Source organism: Streptomyces sp. NPDC088554 (assembly GCF_044752945.1).
GTDB lineage: Bacteria > Actinomycetota > Actinomycetes > Streptomycetales > Streptomycetaceae > Streptomyces.
Genome location: NZ_JBIVMF010000021.1, coordinates 43,992 through 68,319, shown reverse-complemented (window position 1 = coordinate 68,319; position 24,328 = coordinate 43,992). Strand labels below are relative to the sequence as shown.

Genomic DNA, 24,328 nt, shown 5'->3' with positions numbered 1-24,328 from the left:
GCGTGTCTCGCGCCACCGTACAAAACACCGTGCGTCGGCCGCCCCTGTGCCGGATCATGTGCGACATGTCTGCCAAGCCTCAGGACGCACTGCCGATCCGGCTCCATGTCGACGACAGCGACTCCCCCTCGGATGTGGTCGACGCGCTGTTCCTCGGCCGCTTCGCGACGGGCGAGCAGCCGTACTCCCACAGCTCCACCATCGACCGGGTCAAGCCAGGCACCGATCTGCTCCCGCCCGGCGCGGGCGTGCTGCGCCGCGCCCGCGACGACGACCGCAGCGCGACCCTCGCCGAGGGCGACGGCTGGACGATCCTGGTCTCCCGCTGGAACCGCGGCGCCGATGTCACGGTGACGGCCGTCAGCTCCGAGCTCGCCGAGAGGATCCACCGGCAGGCCACGGACGGCGCCCAGGACGAGCCCGAACCCCAGCCCGAGAACGTGACCATGGGCTTCTGGTACGTATCGCCCCGGCGCGGCCCGCACCGCACCACCCGGCAGATCGCCGCCGGGAGCTGGGACGAGGTCAGGCCCAACTACACCGCGCCGGTGGCCGACGCGATGGACCGGCTGATGAAGGTCACCCCGGACGACATCTCGGGACGGCTGCTCCTGCTGCACGGCCCGCCGGGCACCGGCAAGACCTCCGCGCTGCGCACCCTGGCCCGTTCGTGGCGCGACTGGTGCCAGGTCGACTGCGTACTCGACCCGGAGCGGCTCTTCAACGACGTCGGTTATCTGATGGACATCGCGATCGGCGAGGACGACGGCACGGCCAAGGGCCGCTGGCGGCTGCTCCTCCTGGAGGACTGCGACGAACTGATCAGGGGCGAGGCCAAGCACACGGCGGGCCAGGCCCTCTCCCGGCTGCTCAACCTCACCGACGGCCTGCTGGGCCAGGGCAGGAACGTCCTGGTCGGGGTGACCACCAACGAGGATCTGGAGCGCCTGCACCCGGCGGTGGTACGGCCGGGGCGCTGTCTGGCCAGGATCGAGGTGGGATCGCTGACCCGGGGGGAAGCGGTGTCCTGGCTGAGCCGGGAGGACGGCGACTGGGAGGCGGCGGTCGGCCGCGAGGGCGCGACCCTGGCCGAGCTGTACGCGCTACGGCGCGGCGGCGGCCCGGCCTCGGTCCCGGCCCAGTCCACGACGGAGGCGGGGCTGTACCTCTGAGGGCGGGTGCTTTCCAGGGGTGGTCGGGGGCTGTTCAGGCACTGTTCGGGGTGTCCGCTGCCCCTCCCCCGGGCTCACTTCGCGTAGACGGCCCGTACCGCTTCCTCGGCCGTCGTCAGCGCCGCCGCCCGCCCGAGGCCCAGCCGTCGCGCGCGCTCCGCGTAGACCCGCGCGGCGGTCGCGGCCTCCCGGTCGGCGGCCTCTCCCGCGGCGGCGACGAAGGTGCCGTTGCGCCCCCGGGTCTCGATCACCCCGTCCGTCTCCAGCGCCCGGTAGGCCTTGGCGACGGTGTTCGCGGCCAGCCCCAGCTCCCCGGCCAGCCCCCGGACGGTCGGGAGTTTGTACCCCACCGGCAGCGCGCCCGAACGGGCCTTCGCGGAGATCTGTGTGCGCAACTGCTCGTACGGCGCGGTCGCCGCTGCCGGGTCGATCACGATCTTCAAGGTCACCCCCGGATTCTCCCCCACGAGCGGCCCCCGCCGGGCACCGTGCGGCACAGCTGGCCGGAACACGCCGCGGAAATCCGGATGCGGGCCGACTCGGGGCGCACGTATCCGTCCCGCCCCGGGACGGTGATCGTCCGTGCACCGGCCTCCTCACCTCCGGGTGCTCGCGGGCAGGATGACCGCCCGTCCCGGCGCGCCCGGGGTGTGGGCGATCGGATCGCCGTCCTCGTGCCAGTGGACGACGAACCGTTCGCCCGCGCGGTACGCGTCGAGGCCCGCGCGGCAGTAGGCGACCAGGTCGTCGGGGAGCGCGGCCAGCGGGTGCCAGGACAGACCGGAACACTTGTGGGGCTCGCGGTTGACGGGCTCGCCGCCCGCTCCGTACTCCGCTTCGAAGAACCAGCCGACGCGGGGCGCCCCGGCCGGGCCCCGGTGCTGCATGACCAGGGCGACACGCAGATCGGCGGGGGTCAGGGCGAGGCCGATCTCCTCGGCCGCCTCCCTGATCATGGCCGTACGGACGTCCTCACCGGATTCCACATGGCCGGAGGGGCCGTTGAGCAGGCCGTCGCCGTATCCGGTACCGGAGCGGCGGGCGAGGAGCACCTCGTCGCCCCGGCGCAGGATCAGATGGACGTCGATCACTTCGGTGTGGCGCCGGGCGGGCGCGGCGCGGGCGACCAGCGCGTACCGCTCGTCGTCGACAACGCGGCCCCAGAGCGCGGGATCCCCGGAGAGCCGCTCGTGATGGACGCGTTCGGTGAGCGGTGCCAGCGCCGCGATCAGCCGTCGCGCGGGCAGTCCCGTACTCCCTTCCGGGCCGGGCCGGACCCCTTCGACCAGCACCAGTCTGCCGCCCGGCGCCAGCAGCGATGCCCAGTGCCGCAGGGCCGCTTCGGGGTCCGGCAGCGCCCACACCACATGGCGCGCCAGCACCACGTCGAACAGCCGGTCGCCCACGGGCGGCCGCGCCGCGTCCCCGACCAGCACCTCGGCGCCGGTCCCCGCCAGCTTGTCCCGCGCCAGCGCGGCCATCCCGGGCGAGAGGTCGACCGCCGTCACCCGGTGTCCGCGCTCGGCGGCGAGCAGCGCCAGGCTGCCCGTACCGCACCCGAGGTCGAGCACGCGGGCGGGCCCGGCCGGGAGCCAGTCCCCCATCCGCGCGTCCCAGGCCGCGCGGACGGCCGGGTCCAGCAGTCCGTGGTCCGGCTCCTGGTCGAAGGAGTCCGCGAGGGTGTCCCAGTCGGTCGTGGTCATGGCTCCGATGGTGCCAGCCGCCACTGACAACGGGCCATCGGCTAGCAGCCGTCGGCCGGGCGGGTCGCGATGACCACGGTGGCGTACAGCTCCTCGGAGGAGGCCACCCGGGGGGTCAGTCCGGCGCGTACGACGGTCTCGACGGCCAGGGGCGCCTGGCGCTCGCTCGTCTCGAACAGCAGATGACCGCCCGGGGCCAGCCACCGGTACGCCCCGGCGGTGACCCTGCGCAGCACGTCGAGGCCGTCCGCGCCGCCGTCGAGGGCGACCCTGGCCTCGTGGATCCGGGCCTCCGGTGGGAGCAGGCCCAGCTCCTCGGTGGGTACGTAGGGGACGTTGGCCAGCAGGACGTCCACCCGGCCCCGCAGCGCGGCGGGCAGCGGGGCGTACAGATCGCCCTCGTGCACCTGCCCGCCGACCGGGCCGATGTTGCGGCGCGCGCAGCGCACGGCGGCGGGGTCGATATCGGCCGCGTGCAGTTCGACCCGGCCCGTGTGCCCCACCGCCAGCGCCGTGCCCAGCGCGCCCGATCCGCAGCACAGATCGACGGCGACCAGGTCCGGCGGGGCGAGGCCGATCGCCTGCCGGACCAGGAATTCGGTGCGGCGGCGGGGGACGAAGACCCCGGGGTCCACCGCGATCCGCCGGCCGCAGAACTCGGCCCAGCCGAGGACGTGTTCGAGGGGAAGTCCATCGGCGCGACAGCCGACCATCGTGTCGAGGGCGGCCGGGGTCGGGGCCGCCGAGACGAGCAGCCGCGCCTCGTCCTCGGCGAAGACACAACCGGCGGTACGGAGTCTGGTGACGACGGCCCGGAAGGAGGGCGAGCCGGAAAGAGGTGCCATGGGTGAACCTTTCGGAATGCCGATGGGCACTCCCGGCGGTCACCTATGCCTGATGGACCGCACGGCCGTGAGAGGGGAGCACCCGGCCCGATACAGCGGTAATGGGTCTCGCCTCCTTCGGTGGGTACGTACACAGCGCGGGGTCACAGTACCCGAACCGGACCCCGGCCGTGCGGCTCCGCGTCAGCCGATCGCGGACGCGCAGGTCGTGCGGGTGGCGCGCGCGGGATCCAGCGCGTTGGCCACCTCGTGGAAGGCGATCCGGTCGATCAGCCCGATCGCCACGTGCTCGGACACCGCGAGCGGGCAGAGGTCCTGGAGCAGCACATTGCGTACCTCGGGGCCGGTCAGGAACTGTGTCCGGTACGGGGTGACCACTTCGTCGTACCGGGTCGCGATCACCGTGTACTTCACGCCCGGGACCGTGTCCCCGCCCTCGTTGAGCCTGGTCAGGAAGGGGGATCCGACCACCTGGTCGGTGAGTGCGGGGGTCTTCTGCCTCATCAGCTCCGCCGCCTCGGGGAAGTACGTCAGCAGCTTGGTCAGCCCGAGCAGGTCGGTGCCGTGGTTGTCGGGGGCGATCCCGATCAGGGCGTTCACCTTGGCGGCGCCGCCGAGGAACTTGAGGTAGTGCCGGGGCATCATGCCGCCCTGCGAGTGGCCGACGAGATCCGCCTTCGGCGCGCCGGTCGCGGCGAGCACCCGGTCGACGTATACGGCCAGTTGGCCCGCGGAGGCGTCGAGGGGGCCGAGACCGTGGAGGAACGGTACGCCGGGGAGCCGGCCGTAGTCGAGGGAGAAGACGCAGTAGCCGCGGTTCACCAGATAGGGGGCGAGGCCGAGCCAGTTGTCGACGGAGTTGGCGAAGGTGCCGTGGACGAGGACGACCGGGCGGGGATGGGCGGCGGAGGGCTTGCAGGAGAAGTCGTTCCAGCCTCTGCTGACGGCGGCGGAGGCGCTGGTGGGAGCGGCGGTGGGGACGGGGGCGGCGACCGCGGGGGTGGTCGCGGCGGTGGCGGACAGCAGCAGCGCGACCAGTGGTCCGACCACGCGTTTCCAGGGCAGCATCAGACGGTCTCCTTGCGGCTCAAAAGGGAGAGACGAAGCTGTCAGCCCTGTGGTCCGGACCACATGGTGACTGTGCTCATGTCAAGTTACCCATGGGGGGAGCGACGAAGGGAAGTTACGCGCCGGTAAAAAAATATGGCCGCCGCCACGGGAAAATGTCGACAGAGGATGTCCGGCATCCCCGTGACGATGAAGCCATGACCAACCCATTGAAGGACAGGGTCGCCCTGGTCGCGGGGGCGACACGGGGCGCGGGCCGGGGCATCGCCGTCGAGCTGGGCGCGGCGGGGGCCACCGTGTACGTGACGGGCCGCACCACTCGCGTACAGCGCTCGGAGATGGACCGGCCGGAGACCATCGAGGAGACCGCCGAGCTGGTGACCGCCGCCGGGGGCCGCGGCATCGCCGTACAGGTCGATCATCTGGAACACGACCGGGTGGAGGCGCTCGTCCGGCGGATCGACCGGGAGCAGGGGCGGCTCGACCTGCTCGTCAACGACATCTGGGGCGGCGAGGCACTGTTCGGCTGGCACGACAAAGTCTGGGAACACTCGCTGGACAAGGGCCTGCGCGTCCTGCGGCTCGCGATCGACACCCATATCGTCACCAGCCACTACGCCCTGCCGCTGATGATCCGTGAACCGGGCGGCCTGGTCGTGGAGATCAGCGACGGCACCACGGAGTACAACGCGGCGAACTACCGCACCTCGCTCTTCTACGACCTGGCCAAGACCTCGGTGAACCGGCTGGCGTTCGCCCAGAGCGAGGAGCTGGCGCCGTACGGAGCGACCGCCGTGGCCCTGACACCGGGCTGGCTGCGGTCGGAGATCATGCTGGAGGCGTTCGGTGTCACCGAGCCGACCTGGCGCGACGCGCTGGACAAGCAACCGCACTTCGCCATCTCGGAGACCCCCGCCTACACCGGACGCGCGGTCGCGGCGCTGGCGGCCGACCCGCACGTGGCGCGGTGGAACGGACAGTCGCTGTCGAGCGGACAGCTCGCCAGGGCCTACGGCTTCACCGATACGGACGGCAGCCAACCCGACGCGTGGCGGTATCTCGTCGAGGTCCAGGACGTGGGCAGACCGGCCGACACGACGGGCTACCGCTGACGGTCACGGGCCGGGAACCGGAAGAGTCCGGCCCACCGGGGAGGGTGGACCGGACTCTTCCGACAGCGCGCGTATCGGCGTGTCAATACGTCGGCGCGTACTGGTACGTCAGTGCGTACCCGGCGCGTCGGCGCGTACCAGCGCGTCAGTGCGACTGGTTGTCGTTCTTGCCGTTGCCGTTGTCGCCATAGCCGTTGCCGTTGCCGTTCTCATTACCGGCCTGGCCACCGTCCACGTTCTCGGCGCCCTCACCGGCACCGGCAGCGGCAGCGCCCTCGTCACCGACGCCGGCAGCGGCGGCACCCTCTTCGCCACCCGCGCCCGCGGCGGCGGCAGCGTCGTCGCCACCGGCGCCCGCGGCAGCGGCAGCGCCCTCGTCACCGACGCCGGCGGCGGCACCCTCTTCGCCACCCGCACCCGCGGCAGCGGCGTCGCCACCCGCACCAGCGGCGGCAGCACCCTCTTCACCGCCCGCACCCGCGGCAGCGGCGTCGCCACCCGCACCAGCGGCGGCGGCACCCTCTTCGCCACCGGCGCCCGCGCCTCCGACGCCCAGCTCGGCGCCGACCGCGGCCAGCGCCGTCGTCACCGGCTGGAAGAACGTCTCGCCGCCCACGGTGCAGTTACCGCTGCCGCCCGAGGTCAGGCCGAGCGCGATGTCGTCCGCGAAGAGCGAGCCACCGCTGTCGCCCGGCTCGGCGCAGACCGAGGTCTGGATGAGCCCGTTGACGATGTCGCCGTTGCCGTAGTTCACGGTGGCGTCGAGCGCGGTGACCTCACCGTCGCTCACCTGGGTGGTGGAGCCGCTGCGGACCACCTGCTGTCCGACGGCCGCCTCGCCCACCTGGGAGATCGCCTGGACGTTGCCGTTGAAGAGGTTCACATCGCTCGGGGCGACCGTGGCCGGGTCGTCGTACTTGACCAGGCCGAAGTCGCCGACCGGGAAGGTCGAGGCGACGGTCGTGCCGATCTGGACGCCGTCCTCGTCGGCCCACTGCTGGATCGCCTCGGTGCAGTGCCCGGCGGTCAGGAAGTGCGGCTCGCCGTCCTTGACGACGTTGAAGCCGAGCGAGCAGCGCGCGCCGTCACCCAGGATGGCGTCACCGCCGGAGACGAAGGTCTTGAACTCCCCCGCCGTCTTCTTGAGTTCGGCCTTGCCCGCGAGCGTCTGCACCACACCGGTGAGGGTGTCCCAGGCGTCGCCCGTGACCGTACGGTCCGCCGTCACGACGACCTTGTTGGCGACCGGGTCGACGGCCCAGGAGGTGCCCGGGATGGTCGCCTTGGTGGTGAGGGTCTGCCGGGCGACCGCCAGCTCGGGGAGGGAGTTCTCCACGATTCTGGCCTTGGCTCCCGCCTGGCGGACGGTCTCGGCGGCCTGCTCGTTGACGACGTTCATCACGAGCGCCTTCGACTCGGCCTCGTAGAACCAGCCGGCCGAGTTGTCGCCGAGGTTGCCCTTGAGGCTCGCCGCGAGCGTGCCTGCCGCGGGGGCCGTCAGCGTCTTCAGCTGGACCTGGGGCTTGTCCTCACTGGCGTTCGCGTTCTGGAGCGTGACACCGGCGATGGCCAGCGCCACCACGGCGCCGCCCGCCATCGTCACACGCTTCTTGGATATACGCCGATGACTCAACGTCAACAACCTCCTGTGGGGTCCGCTCCGAGCAAGTGGGGGGCTCGTCACGGTGGGTGAGGCCGCCCACTATGGCGAGATCAATCAGTCGCACGCAAGGTCGGTTTCAAGACATCCGTCCGACACGGGTTTGAACCACCGAGCCCCGTAGAACTCGTCTCCGTACAGGGGAAATCGACGCGCATGGCACAACCTGTAGCAGAAGACTCCACAGCCCGTGAGGACTAGTCCTGTCCTGAAGTAGTTCCACGTATCAACCGCGGGTTTTGTTCAGAATGCTCGACGTGACCTTACGCATCGGCCCCCGATCCGGGACAATCATCGTGAACCGGGCCCCCGTATAAGCGATTCCGGCCAACTGGAGTCGTGTACAGGGAAATTACGGTACGTACACGACGAAAGGGGCGGGGGTTGCGACGTCGGGTGCGCGCGGCGGACGGGCGGCATCTGATGGTCGAGCGTCTGGGGGATCCACGCGGCAGACCGGTGTTCCTGCTGCACGGCACCCCCGGCAGCAGGCTCGGTCCCGCCCCGCGCGGCATGGTGCTCTACCAGCGGGGGATGCAGCTGATCGCCTACGACCGGCCGGGGTACGGAGGCTCCGACCGGCTCGAAGGGCGCAGCGTCGCCGATGTGGCCCAGGACGTGACCACGATCGCCGACGCCCTCGGTCTGGAGCGGTTCGCGGTCGCGGGCCGTTCGGGCGGCGCCCCGCACGCGCTGGCCTGTGCCGCGCTGCTGCCCGAGCGGGTGACACGTACGGCCGCGCTGGTCACGCTCGCGCCGTGGGACGCGGCGGGGCTCGACTGGTTCGAGGGCATGGCGGCCTCGAATGTCCGGGAGTACACCACCGCGTCCAAGGACCCGGCGGGGGTGGCGGCCCGGCTCATTCCGCGCGCCGACGCGATCCGGAAGGACCCGGTGCGGCTCCTCGACGAGCTGCGCCGGGAGTTGACCGATTCCGACCGCATGGTGGTCGCCGATGCCGGGGTGAGGGCGATGCTGCTGCGCAACTACCAGGAGGCGCTGCGGGGTTCGGCCTGGGGTTGGATCGACGACGCGCTCGCCTTCAGCAGCCCGTGGGGGTTCGATCCCGCGTCCATCCGGACCCCGGTGCTGCTGTGGCACGGCGAGAAGGACGTGTTCTCGCCGGTCGGCCACTCCCGCTGGCTGGCCCAGCGGATCCCGGGCGCGACCGCCGTACTGGAACCGGCCGCCGCGCACTTCGACGCGCTGCACGCGCTGCCGCGCGTTCTGACCTGGCTGCTGAACGACTGAGCCGTCCGGCACGTATGGGTGGGGGTACGGTACGGAGCCCCCCGGGAGCAGGGGCCCCGTACGCCCTCACACCGCCAGCGGCTCCAGGTCCCGGTAGACGCGCCGGTCGTCGCGGGCGAAGCGGGTCAGCGCGTGCTCCTCGCCGAGCAGACGCACCAGCTCCGCCACGGTCTCCGCGCGCAGCCGCGCCGCCTCGCCCTTGCGGCCCAGCGCCCCCAGCGTCACGCACATGTTGGAGGCGATGGCGAGCGTCTCGGGGTGGTGCGTCCCCAGCGACACGCGCAGTCCGGCGACCGCGCCCCGCTCGGTGACCAGGGCCTCGTCCAGCTCGCCGAGGTCGGCCTTGGCGCCGGCGAGGGCGACCGTACAGAACAGGGTGTGCGGATGGTCGTCCCCCAGCACCTCCCGCATCGTCTTCAGCGCTCCCCGGAGCAGCCGCTCCGCCCGCTCGGGCGCTCCGCAGCCCCAGTGGTAGATCCCGAGGTTGTTGATGGCGGCGAGGGTGTACGGATGCCGCTCGCCCGGCACCCGCAGATACTGGTCGGCCACCTCCTGCGCCAGATCCCGTGCCGCCACCGGCTCCCCGGCGGCGAAGAAGTCGGCCGCCAGATTCAGATCGCAGGCGAGTGAGTCGGGATTGGGCTGCGATCCGTACTTACTGCGGTAACGGTTGCGCGTGGCGGTGGTCAGCCGGCGCGCGTCCTCCAACTGTCCCGCCCTGCGCAGCGACACGGCCAGACTCTTGGCCGCGGCCAGGGTGCCGGGGAAGAGGGGTCCCAACTGCTCCTTGTACGTGGCGTAGGTCCGGCTGAGCAGGGTGACCGAGTCCTCGTACCGGCCGATGTCCCGCAGATCGCGCGCCAGACTGGCGGCGGAGGAGAGGGTGTACGGATGTTCCGGACCCAGCACCTCGGTGCGGCGGTCGAAGACGTCCTGGTCCATCTCGCGCGCCTCGGCGTAGCGGCCGACCATGCGCAGGTTGAGCGCGCGGTTGTTGGCGGCGGCGAGCGTCCTCGGGTGGGATTCGTGGAAGATCCCGCTGAACCCCTCGTGCGCCTCCCTGGCCAGCTCCATCGCCTTGGCGTACTCGCCGAGCGTGCCGAGGTCCATCGCCAGTCCGCTGGTGGTCATGTACGTGTGCGGGTGGGTCGGGCCGAGGACGCGGCGCTGGCGGGCCAGGGTCTCCTCGTCCAGCTCCTTGGCCTCCACGTAACGGCCTTGCGAGCGAAGGATGTTGGAGAGGTGGAAGCGCAGGTACAGATATTGCGGGTCGTCGTTGCCGAGCAGCTCGCGCCATTCGTCGCGCAGCTCCCCGGCGAGTGCGAGGGCGGCGGGCCAGTCGCCGCGCTTCCACAGGTAGCGCACCCGGTCGATCATCAGCCTGCGGGTCTCGGGGCGTCGGCAGTAGCCCGCCTCCGAGGTGATGAGGTGGGGCCAGATGGTGTTGAACCGGGGCCAGGTGCCGGGGTTGTCGATCGGCTCGTCGCCGTCGGGCCTGGCTCCGGCGAGGATCCGGTGGACGGCGTGCCGGGCGTCCCGCCGCTCCTCCTCGGTGAGCTGGGCCCTGATGATCGCCTGGACGAGCCGGTGCACCTGGATGCTGTTGCCGACCTGGTCGACCTTGGCGAGCGCGAAGCGGCCGATCTCCCGGATGACCCGGCCGAGCACCAGCGTCTCCTGGAGCGAGATGTCGTAGGGCTTGAGGGCCTCGATCATCTCCTTGCTGTAGAGGAGGTTCGCGGAGATCGGCTCGGGGGCGAAGAACGCGCAGAGCTGGAGCAGCCGTACGGCGGCGGGCGAGCGTTCCTTGAGCCGCTCGATGGAGATGTTCCAGGTCGCGGCGACCGGCTCCGGATAGCCCGCGGGCTGGTTGAGCGCGAGCACCCCGGCGGTCTGCCGGTCGAGCTGGTCCAGGTATTCGGTGACGGGCGTGGCGGTCTCCGCTATCCAGGCCCCGGCCTGTTCGACGGCGAGCGGCAGATCGCCGACGGCGGTCGCGACCTTGTCGGCGTCGGCGGCGGAGAGTCCGGGGGCGCGACGCCGGAGGTGTTCGACGGACTCCGCGCGCAGGAAGACATCGACGGGCAGGGCGTCGCCGTACTGCGACCAGCTCTGGTTGCGGGAGGTGACCAGGATGTGTCCGGGGCCGCCGGGCGGGAAGAAGCGCTGGATCAGTTCGGGGTCGTCCGCGTTGTCGAAGACCAGCAGCCAGCGGGCGGACGGCACCCCGCGCCGCAGCAGGTCGACGGCTTCCGCCGAGGCGGCGGCCATGTCGTCGCCGCCCTGTGCCCCGAGCCGTACGGCCAGTTCGGCGAGGCCCGCGACCACCCCGGCGGTCTGTTCGGCGGAGACCCACCAGACCAGGTCGTAGTCGGCCATGAAGCGGTGTACGTACTCCAGCGCCACCTGGGTCTTGCCGATGCCGCCGAGTCCGTACAGCGTCTGCGGCTGGGGCAGGACCACGGCCATACCGCCGCCGAGGCGGTCGCGCATCCGTTCCAGGACGAGCGAGCGGCCGGTGAAGCCGGGGTTGCGGGACGGCGCGTTCCAGATCTTGGGGACGGTGCCGGGGAAGCGCGGCCCCGGCGAGAGCTGGTCGGCCCGTTGCGCGGGCCGGTCCAGCGCGCGCAGCAGCGCGGTGGTGGCGTGCGCCTCGTCGAGCCGGAAGAGGTCCACCGGGTTGCGGTCGATGTACGGGGCGGTCAGCCGTACGTCACCGACGCGTATCGGTACGAGATGGCGCCGGGCGCCGCCCGGGTCCTCGGAGGCGGCGCGCGACCACACCTCGACGGCGCGCGCGGACTTGAGGTAGGCGGCGGAGAGCAGGACGACGGTGCGGGCCGTGCTCTCCACGGAGGAGACACCGGGGCCCGATCCGCCGGGGCCGACGGGCGGTTCGGCGGAGACGTCGCGCGGGACGACCCGGAAGCCGGCCCGGGTGAGCACCGATTCGATCCAGTCGGCCCACATCCGGTTCTCGGCGACGTAGCTGAGGAAGAGGTCGGCGGGGAGCGCGGGCCTGCGGCGGGTGAAGACGTCCCGGATCCGCAGCCGGGACTCGTCGCCGACCGGCGGCATCGAGGTGACGGCGCCCTCGGTGACATAGCCGGTCAGCCGCTCGAAGGCGGAGAGCAGGGAGTTGCTCAGCCCGGCCTCGTCGCCGAAGGTCGCGAGGGTCTCCTCGTACGCGTAGTACGGGCGGTACGGGATCTCCACCGCGCCCCAGTAGGCGGTGAGCCGCTCGCCGGTGAGCCCACCGGGGAAGCGGTCGAACTTCAGCCGGGCCAGCGCGCGTCCGGCGTCGGCCTTCTCCTTCTCCCCCTCGTCGATCCGCATCGGCACGGGAAAGATCTTGATGCCGCGGCCGCTGTAGCGCTCGTCGATCTGGCGGGCGACGGCCGCCGCGCCATCGATGGACTGGTCGCTGAGGGTGAAGCAGTCGACGAGGACATCGGGCAGGTGGACGGTGCAGATGTCGGCGATGTCGCTCAGTCCGGTGCGGCTGTCGATGAGGACGTAGTCGTAGTGGGCCTTCATGTCGTCGCGCAGCGCGTCGAAGAAGTGGCCGCCGCCGAGCCGGTCGTAGAAGTTGTCCCAGTCGAAGGTGGAGACGGTCGCGGAGTACTCGCGGTTCTGCCGGCCGGCGGAGACGAAGTCCAGGGTGCCGCCCGCCGGGAACTCCCAGCCCAGGTTCTCCGGGGTGAGGGAGACGGCGTGCTGCTGGATGCGGGCGTAGTCGCGGTGCCAGTCGTCGGGACGGTCCACGGGGCTGGTCGCGGCCCAGGCGTACTCGGTGATCAGATCGATGACGCCGGTGGTGGCACCGAGGGTGGCGGGGTCGAGGAAGGGGTGGAAGAACCGGTGCAGTCCGGGGGCCTCCAGATCCCAGTCGACGGCCAGGACCCGTTTGCCGTTGGCGGCGAGGATCCAGGCGGTGTTGGCCAGGGCCATGGTGCGGCCCGTGCCTCCTTTGTACGAGTAGAAGGTGACGATGCGTCCGTCACGACGTGCTGTCATCCGCGTCCTCCGCATCGGGCGCCAGGTCGTGCGTCTCGGGTACGTAGTGCGTCATGGCGTACTCGGCGGCCATCGGGCCGCGCAGCCTGGGCCGTTCGGTGTGACTGCCGCCGGCCGGCGGATAGACCGCCGCGTGTCTCAGATACTGCTGGGCCGCCGTCTCGACGATCTGCGGCAGGATCTGGCCGAACGCCTCCATGCTGGGGACGCCTCTGGCGGCGGCCCGGCAGGCGGCGCGGCCCTGTCCCATCTTCTTGGGCATGGTCCGCTCCAGCCGCTCGCTCAGCTCGGCCTCGGCGCCCCTGCTCTGCTGGTCCTCGCGGTTCCACGGGACGACGACACTGACCCAGGGCCGGTGTTCGGCGTCGAACGCGGCGAGCCGCCGGCGCTGTTCCTCGTCGTGCAGAACCCACCGGTCGACCAGCAGTATCTCCGGCCGGGTGGGCGTCTGTTTGCCCTCGTGCGGTACGGACACCTCGTCGAACGAGACGATGTCGGCCTGATAGTTGAGCGAGCGCGCCAGGTCCCGGGCGATATACGCCAACGGCCGCGCGGAATCCGGGTGGTAGGGGTTCCAGTCCTGGGCCATGGAGCCGTAGTAGTGGCCGGCCCTGCCCCCGGGGAGGTCGTGCCGGGTGGGCGCGGCGACGGTGACCTGGAGGGGCCGGGGCCCGCCGTTGGTGCCGAAGGCGCTGGGCGCCTGGCGGTAGTCGACGGGGCGGCCCGGTCCTATCGCGGAGGTGTCGGCGACGCCGACGATGCGCTTGGCGAGTTCGTAGACCGCCCGTTCGTACTCCTCGGCGAATATCCGCAGCTTGATGAGCCCGTAGAGCCCGTCGGTGACGTAGCGGTCCCCGAAGTCCCGGTGGTTGAACTGCAACCGCTCGGCGGGGCCCGGCAGTTGATGCGGCGGGACCGGCACCCAGAGCGCGGGGACGATCGCCTCTGCCGTGCTGTTGTTCCTGGCCTGTTCGTAGATGACCCGCTGGGCGAAGGCGTACCACTCCTTGCCGCACATCTCGCTGGCGAAGTAGCGCGGCGAGAACAGTGGTACGAACACCCGGCAGGTCGCCAGCACTTCGGCGAGCCGCTCCGACCAGCCCTCGCCCGAGCGCATCTCCCGGTCGATGAATCCGGCCCGGGCGCCGGCGGGCAGATCCGTCATGGCCATCACATGGCCGCACAGATCCCTGAAGAGCCGCTCGACCCACATGTCCGGATCGGGTCCCCCCGCGCTGTCCCTCGGTGTGTGCGCGTAGCTCAAGAAGAAGTACGGCCGATGGTCAGCCGCTCGCGCTTGCGGTGACGCGTGCACAAGACCCCCGTCCTGTGTGGGCACCCACGTCCACTGCCCACGTGGCGTTGGGCACATGAGTCGTTCCGGAGCCGGACGCGCTTCCTCCCCCTGCCGTTCGGTCGGTCAGCGCCGGTTCCTGGACATCCATTCCTCGGCGTGGCCGACCGCGTCCTTGATCGGGAACAGTCTCGCGACCGCTCCTCCCAGTGGTCCGCTCTGCTCCAGTCCCCAGGGAAATGATGCCCCGATCGCCTCGAAATCCCTGTCGTCCAGCCGGACATCCTCATATTCCACCCATCGGGGCGTTCCGTCCGGCGCTTTCACCACACAGCGATAGGAACGCAACGGAGCGGATTCCCCGTATTCGGCGAGATGGAACGCGGTACAGACGGCGTATCCGACATTGATCATCAGCACCCGCGCCCCGGCGCGTTCCAGTGCGCCGAGTGGTGAGTCGGGGCCGAGATGGCTGTGGAGCGGGTGGCGGTCCAGCAGTTCGGCGGCCTGTGGGCCGAGCGCCGCGAAGGAGGACTGCGGGTGCTCGCTGCGTACGGCGCCTTCGGCCGTACGTACGGACTCGGCGAACCGGCCCATCGCCGGGCAGGGCGTGGTTGCCGGGTCGAAGGCGGGCATCGCGGCCCGGAAGGCCGCCGCCTCGCGCCTGCTCCGGCCCCGGAGCTGTTCCCGGTGGGCGGCGGAGGAGTCGGAGTTCTCCTCGGTGAAGGCGGGGACGACCAGGGTGCCGTCCTCGCCGAGCACGGTCAGCAGGGCGGTGCGCAGGGTGTCGGCGTCCAGTCCGGTGGCGCGCAGGGCGGCGTGGACGAGGAGGATCTCCCCGGGGACGACCCCCAACTCCGCCAGCTCGCGGGCGAGGGCGTGCCGCGAAAGCGGCGCCGTCCGCCCGCGGGGCGGGCCCGGCGGTGTCTGGTGCGTGCGTCGCAAGGCGGTGGGGGTACCCCCGGACGGAGTCCGGGGGAGACCGTCCTCGTACCGGACGTAATCGGACGACTCCGACAACGCGGCGTGGGGCACCTCCGGGGGTACTCCCGGGCGGAGTCCGGGGGAGGTGGCCGGAGGAGTGCGTGCCAGGCGCCGCCGGGCCGGGGACGCCTCCCGGCCGAAGGCTGGGGGAGGGACTTTCGCGACACGCCCTGGTTCCCGGGGGTCAGCCACGGTCGGCCTCCTCGTGCAGCGCGGCCAGCAGACGCTTGCCGTCGACGGTCAGTTCGGGCGCGTCCCGCAGGGCGTCCAGCGCCCGGCGGGCGGGGTCCCGGTGCGTGGGGTCGTACGCGGCGAGCCCCACGCGTTCGTACGCCCCGGCCAGCAGCTCGGGGAGCGGGACCCCCGCCCGGCCGTCGGGGGCGGTGTCCGGCCCGGCGCCGTCCAGCGCGTAGAGGTCGGTGACCTCGGTCAGCGCCCGCAGCTTGGCCCGGCGGAACCCGCGCAGCAGGGCGGGCGCCAGCTCCCGCGCGCCGCCCCGCAGCGGGATGCCGAGCGCGCCGTACGCGTGGCGCCCGACGGCGGAGCCGGCGGAGCCGACCAGCGGGGTCAGGGTGGAGAGCGACCCGGCGGCCTCGGCAGCCTGGTCCGGCACCCGCTCCCCGAGCAGCCGCCAGGCCGCCGCCAGCCGCCCGCTCCAGTCGGCGGCCTCGTCCGCACCGAGCGCCGGATGGGCGGGCGCGTCGAAGCAGTCGCGGTACGGGTCGAGGTCGTCCAGTGCCAGATCGGGCGCCCCGTCCCGGCCGGGGGCCTCTCGTTCGGATCCTGCCGGGCTCGCCTGCCCCGGCACCGCGCCTCGCGGTGTTGTCGTCGGTCGCCGACGCTCCGTGTCGCCTCCCTCCTCCGCCTCGCGATCCACGGCACCAGACCCCGCTCCCTGATCCGGCCCGATCCGCGCGAAGGACCCGAGCCGCCGTACGGGGCGCCAGTGCGGGGTGGTCTCCTCGGCCCGTACCACGCGGCGCTCGGCCGTGTCCGTACGGACCACGAAGCCCTTCTCGGCGGGGCGCACCTCGGCCTCGCCGCTCTCCCCGGGGGCGCCGAGACGCAGCGCGCCGAGCGTGGGCAGCAGCAGTTCGCCGTCCCGGAACACGGTCCGCACGGGCAGGTCGAGCCCGCCCCGGACCATCGCGGCGGCCAGCGTGTCGAGCAGTCCGTCCGTGGCGGTGCGGAAGGCGCCGGGCCGCTCCTCGCGGACGGCGGCGACGGCGGCGAGCAGCCGGGCGCGGGTGTAGGGGTGGGCGAGGATCTCGTCGAGCCCGTCCGAGTGGCGCTCGACGGTGGCGGCCAGCTCCCACGCCTCCTGCCACCGCTCGCCGCCCCGGCCGTCGAGTGCGGCGTTCAGCTCGGCGAGCAGCGCGCGGGTCAGATCCCGCTGGGCGGCGATCAGTTCGCCGGGGTCGGTGACGGCGGGCGCCACCGACGTCTCGGCGGTACGGGCCTCGATGCCCCGGATCAGCGCTTCGAGGTCGGCGCAGTAGACGGAGGGGTGGTCGAAGCTTCCGGTGCCGTCCACGGAGCGGTAGCGGTGGGTGTGGAGACCGCCGCCGCAGGAGCGGACGACCGGGCAGCGCCGGCAGGTCCCGCTCACCCCGGCGAGCCCCAGCTGCCGGGTCCGTACCCCCGGATGGGCCGCGACCTCGTCGAGGGTGTGCGCGAAGACGTCGAACCCGGTGGCGGCCGCGCCGTCGTAGGCGCTCTTGAGCGAGTCGACCTGTTCCAGGCTGCCGTCGGTCTCCACGACGACCAGATCGGTGGGCGCGAGGCCGAGCGACTCGGTGAGGCTGGGACCGCCGCCCAGGGTGGAGAGCACCGACTCGAAGAGCCGCACGGGCACCTGACGGCCCGCCGTGTCCCAGCGGTCGAAGACGGCGAGCAGCCAGTCGGCGTACGCGGTGGGCGCGGCGTCCGGGCGCGGCGGCGGGGTGTCCCAGGTGGCGTGCGGCAGCAGGAAGTCGACGCGCGGCGGGTCGAGGGCGGTCAGCGCGTCGTACACGGCGACCGGGTCGTTGGCCACGTCGATGGTGCAGAGCAACCCGAGGTCGAGCGGGCGGTAGCGCTCCTGGTGGAGCAGGTCGACGGCCTTGAGGACCAGCGGGTGGCTGCTGCGGCCGTCCGCGAAGCGGCGGTGCCGGTCGTTGGCCGTGCGGTCGCCGTCCAGGGAGATGCCCACCCGGACGCCGAACTCCTCGAAGAGGTCGAGGTAGCGGGGGCCGAGCTGGAGCCCGTTGGTGTGGATCCGCAGATCGAGTGCGGCGACACCGTCGAGGGCGCGGGTCAGTTCCTCGCAGACGCGGCGCAGCCGCGCGGGGCCCGCGAGCAGCGGCTCCCCTCCGTGCAGGATCACTGACACGGAGGGCAGTGCGTGGGCTGTGGCATGCTCGGCCAGTCGCAGAGCTGTCCAGGAAATCGCTTGGTCCGAGATCGTTTTGGGGCGGGTGCGCCAGCTCTGATCGGCGTGTTCATAGATGTAGCAGTGATCGCACGCGAGATCGCATCTGCTGTGGACCTTGAGGACAATCTCACGAAAAGGGACCAAGGGTCCTGTCATTCGGCCAGTCTAGAGCGCCGAGTTGAAGCTCGAAACACGCTCGACGCGCCCGCTGGGCATGGGGAGTACACGGCCGAGCTTCTTGGCGACGCCGGCGTCGCGCACATCGATCTCCGCGAGCGGGGTGCGGTGCTTCTTCGTGGGGGCGAAGGTGACAGAGGTCTGTGAGGTCACGGCGGCCGTCCTTGGTTCATATGGTCCGAACAGAAGACACCGCACCGTTGCAGTGTCAGCGGCTCGACTTTACTCTTCAGAACTCTCGCGGCAACTCGGCGCGGGGGCAGGGAACAGAAGCGTTGCGGGGAATTCACCCACCGGTCCGGAACACACTGTTCCGCCGACTGGGTGACAACACACCACAGGTGACAACAGAACACACAGACGGGGTGCGCATGGCCGACTCAAGCGGACCACTGCACAGCATGGTCTTCCGAAACGCTGATCTGCCCGTCCTCTTCCACCACGCCGACGCGGTCGCCGTCGCGCGGCAGCGCGAGGCGACCGGCGCGGTCCGCCGCCGGCTCCTGCTGCTGGTGCTGGGCGCGTTGCTGGCGTCACTGCCGTGGCGGTGGCGGGTGGGGGACTCCTTCCAGATCGTCGGCGCGCTCAGCGCGCTGGCGTACGCGGGCGTACTGCTGGTCACGATCCGTTCAGCGGGCCGACGGGCCAGGTCGCACTGGCAACTCAACCGCTCGGCAGCGGAGTTCATCAAGTCGATGTCCTGGCGCTACGCCGTGCACGGGGCGCCCTTCGACTCGGCCGCCGCCAATCCGGGGAGCCTGTTCACCACCCGACTGGAGTCGGGGCTGCGGGAGTTGAAGAAGGTCGGCTGGGAAGACCCCAGGGACAGCGGGGAGATCGGCCAGGGCGCGGCCGGTGAGCTGATCACCCCGCCGATGCGGATGCTGCGCGAGAAGCCGTTCGCCGCGCGCCGGGAGACCTATGTCAGGGACCGGCTGATCGAGCAGCGCAACTGGTACCACCACAGAACGGTCGTCTCCCGGCGCGCCACCTCCCTGTGGTCGGCGGCCATCACCCTGCTGACCCTGCTGGCGCTCCTCCTGGCCGCCCTGCGGACCTTCTCGCTCGCGGGATCCGCCGCCGTCCTCGGACTGTTGTCGGCGTCCGCCGCGGCGGCGCTGGCGTGGAGCGAGGTCCGACGCCACCAACCCCTCATCTCCGCGCACTCGTTGGTCGAGGAGGACCTCAAGACCATGCACACGGCGATGGAGACGATGGTCACCGAGGAGCAGTGGGCGAACGCGGTGTACGAGACCGAGCGCTATGTCTCGCCCCAGCACACCGACTGGCTGGTGCGCCACCAGAACTGACCCGTCCAGCAAGGGAGTTCATGGCCCCGCAAGGGGGTTCAGGACCGCTCCACGCCCTCGCACCAGATGACCGTCACCGGTTTCCCGCGCTCGCGCGCGTACCGCACGATGTCTCCCGTACCGCCGGGGCCACGGGCCGGGAGGCCGTCCCACACCGCCAGCAGCCGGTCGCAGTGGTCGGCGATGTAGGTGCCCGCCGCGTAGTACGCCTCGTCGGTGGAGTGCGGGAAGGCCAGAGCGACTTCCCGCGTCGCCCGGTCCTTGAGCCGCCGGTAGCCGTCGAGTTCGGCGGGGTCCGCGAAGTCGTCCTCGTAGTCCCCGCTGGGGATGACGACGGTCAGCCGCGCCCCGCGGTCCAGGGCGAGCGCCGCGAAGAGCTGGTCCGCGCCCACCGCCAGGCTGGAGAGCGCCTCCAGCGAGCCGGCGCGCTCGCGCAGGGCGGCCGTGATGGCGGCGCTGATGTACGCGTGCGCCTCGGCCGGGATGTTCCTGTGGCCGGTCACTCCGATGCGTTCCACTGCCCGCGGCCCCCGCTCCTGTGCGGCCCCGCCGTTGCGAACCGTTCCGACATCCTCCCAGATCCACGCGAACGGGTCCCCGTCCCCGGACGGACCGGGGCGGGGACCCGCCGGCGTGGATCGGGATCCCTGCCGGGATCAGCCGCCGATGACCACTCCGTACGCGCTGAGCGCCTCGGGTACCGGCTGGAAGTACGTGGTGCCTCCGCTGGTGCAGTTGCCGCTGCCGCCCGAGGTCAGGCCGATGGCGAGCGAGCCCGAGTAGAGCGGGCCGCCGCTGTCGCCGGGTTCGGCGCAGACGTTGGTTCGGATCAGCCCGGAGACGATGTCGCCGCCGCCGTAGTTCACCGTGTAGTTGAGCCCCGTCACCGTACCGCTGTGGGTGCCGGTGGTGGAGCCGCGACGGGTGACGGACATGCCGGTGGTGGCGTTGGCCGCGCCCGTGATGGTGACGCTGCCCACGGTGCTCGGGTGGGCCAGCGCGGTGTTGGCGTACCGCACGATGCCGTAGTCGTCGCCCGGGAAGCTGGTGCCCGCCGAGGGGCCGATGCTCGTGGTGCGCGCCGAGTTGGTGTACCAGGGCGGGAGGCCTTCGGTGCAGTGGCCCGCGGTCAGGAAGTAGTACGTGGTGCCGCTGCGGACGTTGAACCCGGCCGAGCAGCGCCAGCTGGTCGCGTAGATGGCGTCGCCGCCGGAGATCAGCGTGGAGATCCTGCCCTCGGTCCGTTCGACGCGCAGCGCGCCGGCGTTGGCCCCGGCGGCCCGCTTCAGACCGGCTATCTCGGCGTCGGTGACGGTGCTGTCCGCCGTGACGACCACGGCCTTGGTCTTCTCGTCGATGTGCCAGGCGGTACCCGCCACATCGGCGTCGAGCACGGCGTCGCTCGCCGCGGTGAGCTGGGTGGCGCTGAACGTACCGGCGGAGTCGGCGTTCGCCGTGCTCGCCGCGGGTATCGCGAGCGCCGCCGCGGCGGCGAAACCAGTGGTGAGGGCGAGCAGCCGGGTGCGTCTGCTGGTGCCATTGCGGGGGTTGGTGCGCTTGATCCTCACTTTTCGTTCCTCCCGAGGGGAATCGGGGGCCCGCCGTGGGGGGCCGGCCCGTGAGGCGCAGCCGGACGCCCCCTCCGGGTCGCGGAGGGGGCGCCGTCGGCCGGCGCTTCCCGGGAGTATTGGGTGAGTCAACTCCCCACGCAAGAGCGCCTGTTGACTGTCCGCGTTACCGGTGGGGCGGACGATGTGCAGGCTCCTCCTGTGGCGTTACGAAAAGCCGATTGTCAGCCATGTCAGCCCGTGATGACGGTGCGCTCCCCCACCGGAACAGCGATCGGAAGCGTGTTGCCCGGCGGCGGAAACGGGCAGATGAAGTGGTCCGCGAAGGCGCACGGCGGCAGCAGCGCGCGGTTGAGATCGACCGTCACGTTTCCGTCCGTGTCCGGCGCGCCGGGCCGCAGAAAGCGGAACCGGAAACTGCTGTCCCCGCTCGTGGTGTCGGCGAAGACCGCCCACAGCGAGCCGTCCGGCTCGACCGCGACCTGGAGCGTGTGCTCCCGGCCGCCGACGGCGAAGGCGATCTCGCCGTCCAGCCCGAGCCCCCGCTCCCGCCCGTCCGCGTTCTCCACCCGGACGACCCGGTCCGTACCGTACGGCCGGAAGCGGCCCGGCAGCGTCCAGTTCTCGTCGTACGCGGTGGCCTCGATCCCCCGGAACGCGTGGCGCGCGGCGGAGGCCGGGTCGAAGTCCCGTACGGCCCAGAGCCCTTCGCGGCGCAGCAGGACCAGCCTGCGCGCGCCCGCCGCGACCCGCGAGTCGTCGGCCGCGCCCGTGTCGGCGGTCAGCCGGACCTCGCCGGCGAGCGGGCGGCCGTCGACGGTCAGCCCGTCGCGGGCCGCGCCGGTCAGCACCACCGTGTCGCCGTCGGCGCGCCAGAGCCCGTTGATCCCCGGCAGCCGTCCCTCCGGATGGCCGGAGAGCCAGTGGGTGCCGGTGAGCGAGAGCACTCCGTACGGCGCGGCGACCGCGATGGTGCGATGTGCGTGCCAGCTCTTCCACTCCACGGCGGGGGCGGCGGAGTCGTACGTGGTCATGCGGTTCGGCCTTTCCGAAGGGGGTCGGGGAGCCCCAGGTGCGAGCGCAGGGTGGCGCCCCGGTATTCCGTGCGGAACGAGCCGCGCTCCTGGAGGAGCGGAACGACCCGGTCGACGAAGTCGTCGAGACCGCCCGGGGTGAGATGGGGGACGAGGATGAAGCCGTCCGCCGCGTCGGTCTGTACAAAGGTGTCGATCGTCTCGGCGACGGTCTCGGCGGAGCCCACGAAGGACTGGCGCGCGGTGGTCTCGATGGCGGTCTGCCGCAAGGAGAGCCCCTTGGCCGCGGCGAGCGCCCGCCAGCGGGCCGCCTCCGCCGCCGGATCGGCGACCCGCACCCGGCCCTGGGCCAGCCGGGTGTCCGGATCGGGGTCGAAGTCCGGCAGGGGCCCGTCCGGATCGTACGCGGAGAGGTCGCGCCCCCAGATCTGCTCCGCGGTCAGCAGCGCGGTCCGCCCGGAGACCTGCTGTTCACGGATCTCGGCGGCGCGCTCCCGGGCGTCGGAGTCGCTGTCGCCGACGACGACGGTGGCCCCCGGCATGATCTTGAGGTCGGCCGGCCGTCTGCCGTACTTCGCCAGCCTGCCCTTGACGTCGGCGTAGAAGGTGCGGCCCGCCTCCAGCGTGCTGTGCCTGCTGAAGACCACATCGGCGGTGGCGGCGGCGAACTCCCGGCCCTCGCCGGAGTCGCCCGCCTGGATGATCACGGGATGGCCCTGCGGCGAGCGCGGGACGGTGAACTCGCCCTCGATCTCGAACTGCGGGCCCGTGTGCGCGAAGGGCCGGGGCGTACCGTACGGGGCCCCCGGCCCGGCGGGCGTCCAGGAGTCCCACAACTCGCGGGCGGTCGCCACGAACTCGGCGGCCCGGGTGTAGCGGTCGGCGCGGTCGAGATAGCCGCCGCGCCGGAAGTTCTCGCCGGTGAAGGCGTCGGAGGAGGTCACCACGTTCCAGGCGGCCCGGCCCCCGCTGAGATGGTCGAGGGTGGCGAGCCTGCGGGCCAGTTCGTACGGCTCGTTGAAGGTGGCGTTGACGGTCGCGGCGAGCCCGAGCCGGTCGGTGACGGCGGCCAGCGCGTTCAGCACGGTGATCGACTCGGGCCTGCCGACCACGTCCAGATCGTGGATGCGGCCCTTCTGTTCGCGCAGCCGCAGCCCCTCGGCGAGGAAGAGGAAGTCGAACCCGGCGCGCTCGGCGGTACGGGCCAGCGCCTCGAAGGAGGCGAAGTCGATCTGGGACTTCGAGCGGGGGTCGGTCCAGACGGTGGTGCTGTTGACCCCGGGGAAGTGCGCGGCGAGATGGATCTGCTTGGTCATGAGGTTCCCCCGGCGGCGTACTGGTTGACGGGACGGGCCAGGCCCAGGTGCTCGCGGAGCGTGCCGCCCGGGTGGAAGGTACGGAAGAGACTGCGGTGCTGGAGCAGCGCCACCGTGCCGTTGACCAGCCGTTCGAGATCGCGGCGCGGTTCGGCGGGGGTGAGGTGGAAACCGTCGACGGCCCCGGCCGCGTGCCAGGCGGTGATCAGCTCCGCGAGATCGACGGGCCCGCCCCGGTAGTGCGGCCCCGCCGCCCCCGGGGTGGTGCGCGGCGCGGTGTCGAGGTCCGGGTCCAGCCGGTGTTCGCCGTCGCCGAGGTCGACGGTGAGCGCGGCCAGCACCCGCAGCGCGCCCGGGTCGCGGCCGAGGGCGGCGGCCCGGGAGCGGAGCGCCGCCCCGAGCGCGGCGGCCTCCTCGGGGGCGCCCGCCCTGATCAGCGCGACATCGGCGTGGCGCGCGGCGGTCGCCAGGCTGTGCTCCCCCGCCCCGCTCGCGTCGACCACCGTGACCGGGTGGCCCTGCGGCGGCCTCGGCACGATGGACGGGCCGCGCACGCGGAAGCCGGCGCCCTCGAAGTCGACATAGTGCAGCTTGTCGCGGTCGATGAAGCGCCCTGTCGCTCTATCGCGGATCTCGGCGTCGTCCTCCCAGCTGTCCCAGAGCCTGGCGGCCACCTCGGCGACCTCCCCCGCCTCCTGCCACAGCTCCGGCGCGGGCGCCGCCTTCCGGCGCCCGAAGAGCCGGGCCTCCGCCGGAGTGGTCGACACATCGACAAGCCACCCCGCCCGGCCCCGGCTCACCCAGTCCAGGGTGGCCAGCGCGGTGGAGACGTGGAACGGCTCGGTGTGGGTGGTCGTGACGGTCGGTACGAGCCCCACCCGCTCGGTGAGGGGCGCGACCCGCGCCAGTACGGCGAGCGCGTCGGGCCCCGGCCGCCCGAAGGAGTCCCGGAGGGTGACGAAGTCGAGGGCACCGCGTTCGGCGAGCCGGGCGAGTTCGACGTACCGCGTGGCGTCGAAGCTCGGCGGCCCGCCGATCTCGGCGGCGAGGTGCAGCGGGCGGGCGGGGGCGGCGGACATGGCGGGTTCTACCTTTCGGCTGAGGCGGAGGCCGGGGCGGGTGTCGGCGCGGACGCCAGGACGGAGGCGGACGCCGGGACGGAGGCGGGTGCCGGGACGGGTGCCGGGACGGAGGCGGGTGCCGGGGCGGGTGCCGGCGCGGAAGCCGGGACGGAGGCAGACACCGGGACGGGTGCCGGGGCGGACGCCGGGACGGAGGCAGACACCGGGACGGGTGCCGGCGCGGAAGCCGGGACGGAGGCAGACACCGGGACGGGTGCCGGCGCGGAAGCCGGGACGGAGGCAGACACCGGGACGGGTGCCGGCGCGGAAGCCGGGACGGAGG

At 72.2% G+C, this 24,328-nt stretch carries 17 protein-coding genes and 2 pseudogenes; 4 read left to right on the top strand and 15 right to left on the bottom strand.

The window, feature by feature from the left end:
- The first annotated feature begins 65 nt into the window (after nucleotides 1–65).
- Complete coding sequence (locus ACIP8W_RS23675) at nucleotides 66–1,172, top strand: DUF5925 domain-containing protein (protein WP_401950363.1); 1,107 nt, start codon at nucleotides 66–68, stop codon at nucleotides 1,170–1,172.
- Between the two features lie 74 nt (nucleotides 1,173–1,246).
- On the opposite strand, the gene ACIP8W_RS23670 is transcribed toward ACIP8W_RS23675, so the two are convergent.
- From ACIP8W_RS23670 to ACIP8W_RS23655, 4 genes and pseudogenes are all read right to left on the bottom strand, one after another.
- Nucleotides 1,247–1,621, bottom strand: a complete 375-nt coding sequence (locus tag ACIP8W_RS23670) for a GntR family transcriptional regulator (protein ID WP_401950366.1) — start codon at nucleotides 1,619–1,621, stop codon at nucleotides 1,247–1,249.
- Nucleotides 1,622–1,777: 156 nt separating this feature from the next.
- Nucleotides 1,778–2,875: pseudogene (locus ACIP8W_RS23665) on the bottom strand (methyltransferase domain-containing protein); the annotation flags it as partial.
- 41 nt (nucleotides 2,876–2,916) lie between these two features.
- Nucleotides 2,917–3,720 (bottom strand): putative protein N(5)-glutamine methyltransferase, encoded by an 804-nt coding sequence (locus ACIP8W_RS23660; RefSeq protein ID WP_401950368.1) that lies wholly within the window; start codon nucleotides 3,718–3,720, stop codon nucleotides 2,917–2,919.
- 183 nt (nucleotides 3,721–3,903) lie between these two features.
- Nucleotides 3,904–4,788 (bottom strand): esterase/lipase family protein, encoded by an 885-nt coding sequence (locus ACIP8W_RS23655; protein WP_401950371.1) that lies wholly within the window; start codon nucleotides 4,786–4,788, stop codon nucleotides 3,904–3,906.
- Nucleotides 4,789–4,985: 197 nt separating this feature from the next.
- On the opposite strand from ACIP8W_RS23655, the gene ACIP8W_RS23650 reads away from it, so the two are divergent.
- Nucleotides 4,986–5,900, top strand: coding sequence for an SDR family oxidoreductase (locus tag ACIP8W_RS23650; RefSeq protein ID WP_401950373.1), 915 nt, complete (start codon nucleotides 4,986–4,988; stop codon nucleotides 5,898–5,900).
- Between the two features lie 550 nt (nucleotides 5,901–6,450).
- On the opposite strand, the pseudogene ACIP8W_RS23645 reads toward ACIP8W_RS23650, so the two are convergent.
- Nucleotides 6,451–7,533, bottom strand: a pseudogene (locus ACIP8W_RS23645) (S1 family peptidase); the annotation flags it as partial.
- 411 nt (nucleotides 7,534–7,944) lie between these two features.
- Between ACIP8W_RS23645 and ACIP8W_RS23640 the strand changes: the two are divergent.
- Nucleotides 7,945–8,811, top strand: coding sequence for an alpha/beta fold hydrolase (locus ACIP8W_RS23640; protein WP_402204498.1), 867 nt, complete (start codon nucleotides 7,945–7,947; stop codon nucleotides 8,809–8,811).
- A gap of 66 nt (nucleotides 8,812–8,877) precedes the next feature.
- On the opposite strand, the gene fxsT is transcribed toward ACIP8W_RS23640, so the two are convergent.
- The 5 genes from fxsT to ACIP8W_RS23615 all read right to left on the bottom strand — a co-directional run bounded on the left by fxsT (nucleotide 8,878) and on the right by ACIP8W_RS23615 (nucleotide 17,849).
- Nucleotides 8,878–12,828 carry an FxSxx-COOH system tetratricopeptide repeat protein gene (gene fxsT, locus ACIP8W_RS23635; protein WP_402204496.1) on the bottom strand — a complete coding sequence of 1,317 codons (3,951 nt, stop codon included), beginning with the start codon at nucleotides 12,826–12,828 and terminating at the stop codon, nucleotides 8,878–8,880.
- The gene (gene fsxC, locus ACIP8W_RS23630; protein ID WP_401950381.1) at nucleotides 12,812–14,200 is read right to left on the bottom strand and encodes an FxsC protein; all 1,389 of its coding nucleotides are present in this window, start codon (nucleotides 14,198–14,200) and stop codon (nucleotides 12,812–12,814) included. The genes fxsT and fsxC overlap by 17 nt, the downstream gene beginning before the upstream one ends.
- A gap of 48 nt (nucleotides 14,201–14,248) precedes the next feature.
- Nucleotides 14,249–15,067 (bottom strand): aminoglycoside N(3)-acetyltransferase, encoded by an 819-nt coding sequence (locus ACIP8W_RS23625; RefSeq protein ID WP_402204494.1) that lies wholly within the window; start codon nucleotides 15,065–15,067, stop codon nucleotides 14,249–14,251.
- A 223-nt stretch (nucleotides 15,068–15,290) separates the two neighbouring features.
- Entirely contained in the window at nucleotides 15,291–17,675 is a 2,385-nt protein-coding gene (locus ACIP8W_RS23620; RefSeq protein WP_401950386.1) for an FxsB family cyclophane-forming radical SAM/SPASM peptide maturase, read from the bottom strand.
- A 9-nt stretch (nucleotides 17,676–17,684) separates the two neighbouring features.
- Entirely contained in the window at nucleotides 17,685–17,849 is a 165-nt protein-coding gene (locus tag ACIP8W_RS23615) for an FXSXX-COOH protein (RefSeq protein WP_401950389.1), read from the bottom strand.
- 248 nt (nucleotides 17,850–18,097) lie between these two features.
- Between ACIP8W_RS23615 and ACIP8W_RS23610 the strand changes: the two genes are divergently transcribed.
- Nucleotides 18,098–19,006, top strand: a complete 909-nt coding sequence (locus ACIP8W_RS23610) for a DUF4231 domain-containing protein (protein WP_402204492.1) — start codon at nucleotides 18,098–18,100, stop codon at nucleotides 19,004–19,006.
- Nucleotides 19,007–19,044: 38 nt separating this feature from the next.
- Here ACIP8W_RS23610 and ACIP8W_RS23605 read toward each other — a convergent pair whose 3' ends face one another.
- The 5 genes from ACIP8W_RS23605 to ACIP8W_RS23585 form a co-directional block, all read right to left on the bottom strand.
- Nucleotides 19,045–19,524, bottom strand: a complete 480-nt coding sequence (locus ACIP8W_RS23605; RefSeq protein WP_401950393.1) for a hypothetical protein — start codon at nucleotides 19,522–19,524, stop codon at nucleotides 19,045–19,047.
- A 138-nt stretch (nucleotides 19,525–19,662) separates the two neighbouring features.
- Nucleotides 19,663–20,574: a S1 family peptidase gene (locus tag ACIP8W_RS23600; RefSeq protein WP_401950395.1), complete on the bottom strand. Its 912-nt coding sequence runs from the start codon at nucleotides 20,572–20,574 to the stop codon at nucleotides 19,663–19,665.
- A gap of 233 nt (nucleotides 20,575–20,807) precedes the next feature.
- Nucleotides 20,808–21,608 carry a DUF1684 domain-containing protein gene (locus tag ACIP8W_RS23595; RefSeq protein ID WP_401950397.1) on the bottom strand — a complete coding sequence of 267 codons (801 nt, stop codon included), beginning with the start codon at nucleotides 21,606–21,608 and terminating at the stop codon, nucleotides 20,808–20,810.
- Nucleotides 21,605–22,924 (bottom strand): NtaA/DmoA family FMN-dependent monooxygenase, encoded by a 1,320-nt coding sequence (locus tag ACIP8W_RS23590; protein ID WP_402204489.1) that lies wholly within the window; start codon nucleotides 22,922–22,924, stop codon nucleotides 21,605–21,607. Before ACIP8W_RS23590 ends, ACIP8W_RS23595 begins: the two co-directional genes overlap by 4 nt.
- Nucleotides 22,921–24,003: an LLM class flavin-dependent oxidoreductase gene (locus tag ACIP8W_RS23585; protein WP_401950403.1), complete on the bottom strand. Its 1,083-nt coding sequence runs from the start codon at nucleotides 24,001–24,003 to the stop codon at nucleotides 22,921–22,923. The genes ACIP8W_RS23590 and ACIP8W_RS23585 overlap by 4 nt, the downstream gene beginning before the upstream one ends.
- Nucleotides 24,004–24,328 lie beyond the last annotated feature (325 nt).

Coding starts and splice junctions, on each gene's coding strand:
- ACIP8W_RS23675 (WP_401950363.1), top strand. CDS start 66: ATGTCTGCCAAGCCTCAGGACGCACTGCCGATCCGGCTCCATGTCGAC.
- ACIP8W_RS23660 (WP_401950368.1), bottom strand. CDS start 3,720: ATGGCACCTCTTTCCGGCTCGCCCTCCTTCCGGGCCGTCGTCACCAGA.
- ACIP8W_RS23655 (WP_401950371.1), bottom strand. CDS start 4,788: ATGCTGCCCTGGAAACGCGTGGTCGGACCACTGGTCGCGCTGCTGCTG.
- ACIP8W_RS23650 (WP_401950373.1), top strand. CDS start 4,986: ATGACCAACCCATTGAAGGACAGGGTCGCCCTGGTCGCGGGGGCGACA.
- fxsT (WP_402204496.1), bottom strand. CDS start 12,828: ATGACAGCACGTCGTGACGGACGCATCGTCACCTTCTACTCGTACAAA.
- fsxC (WP_401950381.1), bottom strand. CDS start 14,200: ATGTGCCCAACGCCACGTGGGCAGTGGACGTGGGTGCCCACACAGGAC.
- ACIP8W_RS23620 (WP_401950386.1), bottom strand. CDS start 17,675: ATGACAGGACCCTTGGTCCCTTTTCGTGAGATTGTCCTCAAGGTCCAC.
- ACIP8W_RS23610 (WP_402204492.1), top strand. CDS start 18,098: ATGGTCTTCCGAAACGCTGATCTGCCCGTCCTCTTCCACCACGCCGAC.
- ACIP8W_RS23595 (WP_401950397.1), bottom strand. CDS start 21,608: ATGACCACGTACGACTCCGCCGCCCCCGCCGTGGAGTGGAAGAGCTGG.
- ACIP8W_RS23590 (WP_402204489.1), bottom strand. CDS start 22,924: ATGACCAAGCAGATCCATCTCGCCGCGCACTTCCCCGGGGTCAACAGC.
- ACIP8W_RS23585 (WP_401950403.1), bottom strand. CDS start 24,003: ATGTCCGCCGCCCCCGCCCGCCCGCTGCACCTCGCCGCCGAGATCGGC.